Source organism: Nitrosomonas europaea (assembly GCF_900167395.1).
In the GTDB taxonomy this organism is placed as follows: Bacteria; Pseudomonadota; Gammaproteobacteria; order Burkholderiales; family Nitrosomonadaceae; genus Nitrosomonas; species Nitrosomonas europaea.
Genome location: NZ_FUWK01000071.1, coordinates 1 through 3,535, shown reverse-complemented (window position 1 = coordinate 3,535; position 3,535 = coordinate 1). Strand labels below are relative to the sequence as shown.

7 protein-coding genes are annotated in these 3,535 nt (G+C 47.0%); 1 reads left to right on the top strand and 6 read right to left on the bottom strand.

All coding sequences use genetic code 11. From position 1 onward, the window contains the following. Nucleotides 1-31: 31 nt before the first annotated feature. The 4 genes from B5D58_RS13310 to B5D58_RS13295 all read right to left on the bottom strand — a co-directional run bounded on the left by B5D58_RS13310 (nt 32) and on the right by B5D58_RS13295 (nt 1,655). A complete protein-coding gene (locus tag B5D58_RS13310; protein ID WP_050731253.1) occupies nt 32-415 on the bottom strand; it encodes a VOC family protein in 384 nt (127 codons plus the stop codon). A gap of 64 nt (nt 416-479) precedes the next feature. Next, entirely contained in the window at nt 480-989 is a 510-nt protein-coding gene (locus B5D58_RS13305; protein ID WP_011111847.1) for a GNAT family N-acetyltransferase, read from the bottom strand. A gap of 52 nt (nt 990-1,041) precedes the next feature. Further along, entirely contained in the window at nt 1,042-1,431 is a 390-nt protein-coding gene (locus B5D58_RS13300) for a type II toxin-antitoxin system death-on-curing family toxin (RefSeq protein ID WP_011111848.1), read from the bottom strand. After that, complete coding sequence (locus tag B5D58_RS13295) at nt 1,428-1,655, bottom strand: AbrB/MazE/SpoVT family DNA-binding domain-containing protein (RefSeq protein WP_041356731.1); 228 nt, start codon at nt 1,653-1,655, stop codon at nt 1,428-1,430. The genes B5D58_RS13300 and B5D58_RS13295 overlap by 4 nt, the downstream gene beginning before the upstream one ends. Before the next feature lie 280 nt (nt 1,656-1,935). Here B5D58_RS13295 and B5D58_RS13290 point away from each other — a divergent pair, with 280 nt between their 5' ends. Further along, entirely contained in the window at nt 1,936-2,166 is a 231-nt protein-coding gene (locus tag B5D58_RS13290; protein WP_041356732.1) for a DUF853 family protein, read from the top strand. Nucleotides 2,167-2,481: 315 nt separating this feature from the next. Here the strand turns inward: B5D58_RS13290 and B5D58_RS13285 are convergent, their stop codons facing one another. Together B5D58_RS13285 and B5D58_RS13280 are read right to left on the bottom strand one after the other, a co-directional pair. After that, nucleotides 2,482-2,688, bottom strand: coding sequence for a type II toxin-antitoxin system HicB family antitoxin (locus B5D58_RS13285; protein ID WP_011111849.1), 207 nt, complete (start codon nt 2,686-2,688; stop codon nt 2,482-2,484). Between the two features lie 134 nt (nt 2,689-2,822). Next, nucleotides 2,823-3,494 carry a DUF4136 domain-containing protein gene (locus B5D58_RS13280; RefSeq protein ID WP_050731254.1) on the bottom strand — a complete coding sequence of 224 codons (672 nt, stop codon included), beginning with the start codon at nt 3,492-3,494 and terminating at the stop codon, nt 2,823-2,825. Nucleotides 3,495-3,535 lie beyond the last annotated feature (41 nt).

Sequence of the window (3,535 nt, the reverse complement as noted above, 5' to 3'; positions counted from 1 at the left end):
GGGTAATCCCACCTCTTGGCAAGACCTGCTGTCAGATCAAATCTGAACTACTACAACTGATTAAGCCCAAAGCATTACCAAACGGGTCAATTAAAATGCATGCATACTCGTTTAGTGACGTGCAAATTGGCCCCCGATAAAGCGTAGCTCCTTTACTGCTAAGAAACTCGATCGAAGTTCTGAGTGAACCAACGCGCCAATACGTAGTTTGTCCGGTCACACCATGAGAAGACTTTCTGTCTTCAGGATGAAAGCCAATTTTAAGATCGTCTTTCTCAATATAGGCATACATCTCGTTTTCATATTTCACCTCGACTCCAACGATATCGGAATACCATTTAGAGGCGCTATGTATATCTTCTACAAAATAAACAGTTGAGTCGTATTTTTTTATCATCTGGCTAACGATACTCATGATGCATAACGTTGAAAGTAACCGGCACCGGAGCAAGTAGTTTGGTGTCCGATTGACTGCATTGTTAGAGCGCATACGTATACGCCAACTCGTGTAGCGGGTAGCCCGTGAGCGAGCTTGTGGTACGAACCTGGCTGTTGGGCACGAAACCACAAATTTCATACAGACGCTGGGCGGCCAGATTACCTTGAATGCACCAGAGTTCCACAGAGACGAATTTCTGTTCTTTGGCGTCCAGCAGTACCTGCCTGACAAGCTGTTGACCTGCGCCTTTTCGCCAGTGTGTAGGATGAACATTCAATGCCCATAACTCGACAATGGATTGATCAGCATTATACCGCGGCTTGCCCAGGATCGAGAAAGCTATTGGCTGTCCCTCAGTCTCTGCAATGCGAAGAGTGAATGGTGGATTCTCTGCGCGCAACGCTGCTCGAAGTTCGTCGAGGTTCGCTCCCGGATCTAGGGAGGCGAGATAAGTATCGGGCATGAAGCCGCGATAGGCGGCCTGCCAAGCCGCTACTCGGATTGAACCGATGAACTCTGCGTCTTCAGGCTTGGCGGAACGGATGAGCATGTGCGCTCTAACTGTTTAGTCCCGCATTGTGGTGCGGATGGATCGATGTTCGTTACGTTGCAATTGAGTTATGTTCAATGAACAATCTGAATCCAAGCTCGTCAAGAGAGCCTTCAGCAAGCGAAATTATGGCTTGTGCTGAATCTTCTTCGTTAGCGATAAACTTGTAGCCATTGAGTTCAAGAAATAGTACGCCAATTACAAATCCTGTCCGTTTGTTCCCATCCACAAAAGGGTGGTTTTGCAGAATTCCGCTTGTGTAAGTAGCAGCCAAAAGGAAAATATCAGACTGCTGATCGTAGACAGAAAAATTGAGCGGTCTTGCAAGTGCTGATTTCAGAAGATTCCTGTCACGAATACCTGATGCACCGCCATGCAGAAAAATTAAACGCTCATGAATGGCAAGGACATCTTGTTCGTTTATCCAGACAGGCGTTGTCACTTGGTCAGTACATGGAGCGTGTTACGGTACCGATTACATATATCTTCTACCTTTGCCATTTTTTCGCCGAATGAAGGATCGTATGGTGTAATAAGATACCTTCCATCAGATGCTTCGGTTAAAAACAACCGTTGCCCATCCCCAGTGCGTAAATGGTTAACTACTTCTTTTGGCAAAACAATGCCAAGAGAATTGCCAAACTTTCTGACTTTCAACTCAATCATCTCATATCCTAATGTTATAACCAATGTAGCTACACATTATAACAAAAGTTAATTTTGGTTTTAAAATTCAAAATGCTCGATGCATCTTACAAGCTTTAAAAAGATTTTATGTTGGTGGTTCACCTCAAATGGCGGTACCCAGCCTGTAATTGGTCAAATAATCCTATCTCCGGGTAACGATCATTGGAGTGGTCAAGCATTTTGTGACAACCCAGTTAAGCCATTTTCTTCAGCTCACCGGCCATAGCTGGTTCGTAGTCATTGGGGCGAAATAAAGTAGATGTCCGTTTGTTCTCTGTTGTACGGGCATTATGAACAGCTGGTGGATCGGGAATCAACTTATGAAATTCTCAAAGCGCGCGCCGCAACATCACCGGAACAAGCACCGGTTGAGGCCGATCGCGGCTTTAACTGGGGCGAATTGCTGGGCGGTACCATCGGCTCGCAGCTTGGGCGCCAAGTGATCCGTGGCGTGCTGGGCTCCATTTTTGGTGGCGGACGGCGGCGCTGAATCGGGCGAGAGCGTTATAAAAAAGCCGCAGAATCTGCGGCCTTTATGGTGTTTGCACTTTCCACACTTGCCAAAAATAAAATGTAAACAAAACAAACAAAAGGGCGTCCATTTTGTTTGTTTTGTGGCATGAATTGAATCCGTATAACGTCTAAAAAGTCACCTGTCGATGGCGCGCAGCGGAGTTGCGGGATGACGGCCGGGTACAGCGCAAAGTTAGATGTTTCACTGCAAAACGTTTATAAACTCTTCCGTTCAGAAAAACCCAGACGCTCCAGTGCACGGATCGTTTGCGCACCAGAGATGTGAGGCAGCTTAGGCATGTGCGGGAAGCTCGAAAGTGGTGACTAACGGGCGGCTGGCAATTGTGAGGGGGAATTCTTCCACATACAGTTCGGTGGCTTCTCGAAGGTTCGCCAAAGCCTCTTCTACTGTTTCACCCTGTGAGGTTGTCCCTGTTTCAGGATTTAAAGCCGTGAAGCCGCCTTCGGTGGCTGGCAGCAAAACTGCGGTTAAAAGCATAATGTGCTCCTTGAAGAAGGTTGTTCATCTGTAGGCCATTTTGCCAGATCTAACGTTGAAAGTGACCGATATCGGAACACAGCGAAGGGAGAGAGCTCAGATTGCGCAGTTGAGTGCCGAGTTATGTTTCGTGCTTACTTCTCGACCGGTTGCCGGCTTGTTCTGGATGCGCCGCTTTTGCCAGGAAAGTCTTCAAATACGCTCCGTACGATGGCCGGCATGACAGGCGCGAGCTGGCCGTTTGTTCCCGAACTGATGGCCTTGCCTTCATAGACTTTCTGCACCTTACCGTTACCAGATTTCGCAATATCGATGATGTCGATATTCAAGTAACGCTTAAAAACAGTGTCGGTACTGGTGCGAGACCCAACGACACCGCGGGTTGGGGTTTTGTAGGTGGTCCCGCTATAAAATGCTGTATTGCCGTATGAAGTTATTGTTCCGGTTGTATAGGAACTGCTGGTTCCTGTTTGCCCGAATATTGGATAAGACGAGATAACTTGTTTTCCGTCATCAATGCCGTAAAACATGAAAATGGCGTATTTCGCTTTGTTGAATGGTGCTTCGATCATTCCTCGCTTTTCGAGCTCGGACTTGACGAGTTTTGCATAAGATTGGAATTCGAGACTAGCTTCCTGCTCTTTGGATGGGGCGAACGCATATGTTAGCCCAGACAGGGGTTGCTCAAGCTCGTGAAAGACTGAAATTCTTGTTTTAACAAATGCACAACCGGTGAGAAATGCAAACAGTAGAGTGAATCGCCCCGGGTTTTGAGGAGGCTCCAACTTTTGAGAGAATGGAGCCATGAGCAATCAAACAAAGTTTTCCCCTGAAGTTCGTGAACGAT

What these genes read in the sequence shown, in the direction of transcription:
- B5D58_RS13285 (WP_011111849.1), bottom strand. Translation starts at nt 2,688, where the DNA reads ATGCTTTTAACCGCAGTTTTGCTGCCAGCCACCGAAGGCGGCTTCACG.
- B5D58_RS13305 (WP_011111847.1), bottom strand. Translation starts at nt 989, where the DNA reads ATGCTCATCCGTTCCGCCAAGCCTGAAGACGCAGAGTTCATCGGTTCA.
- B5D58_RS13280 (WP_050731254.1), bottom strand. Translation starts at nt 3,494, where the DNA reads ATGGCTCCATTCTCTCAAAAGTTGGAGCCTCCTCAAAACCCGGGGCGA.
- B5D58_RS13295 (WP_041356731.1), bottom strand. Translation starts at nt 1,655, where the DNA reads ATGATTGAGTTGAAAGTCAGAAAGTTTGGCAATTCTCTTGGCATTGTT.
- B5D58_RS13290 (WP_041356732.1), top strand. Translation starts at nt 1,936, where the DNA reads ATGTCCGTTTGTTCTCTGTTGTACGGGCATTATGAACAGCTGGTGGAT.
- B5D58_RS13310 (WP_050731253.1), bottom strand. Translation starts at nt 415, where the DNA reads ATGAGTATCGTTAGCCAGATGATAAAAAAATACGACTCAACTGTTTAT.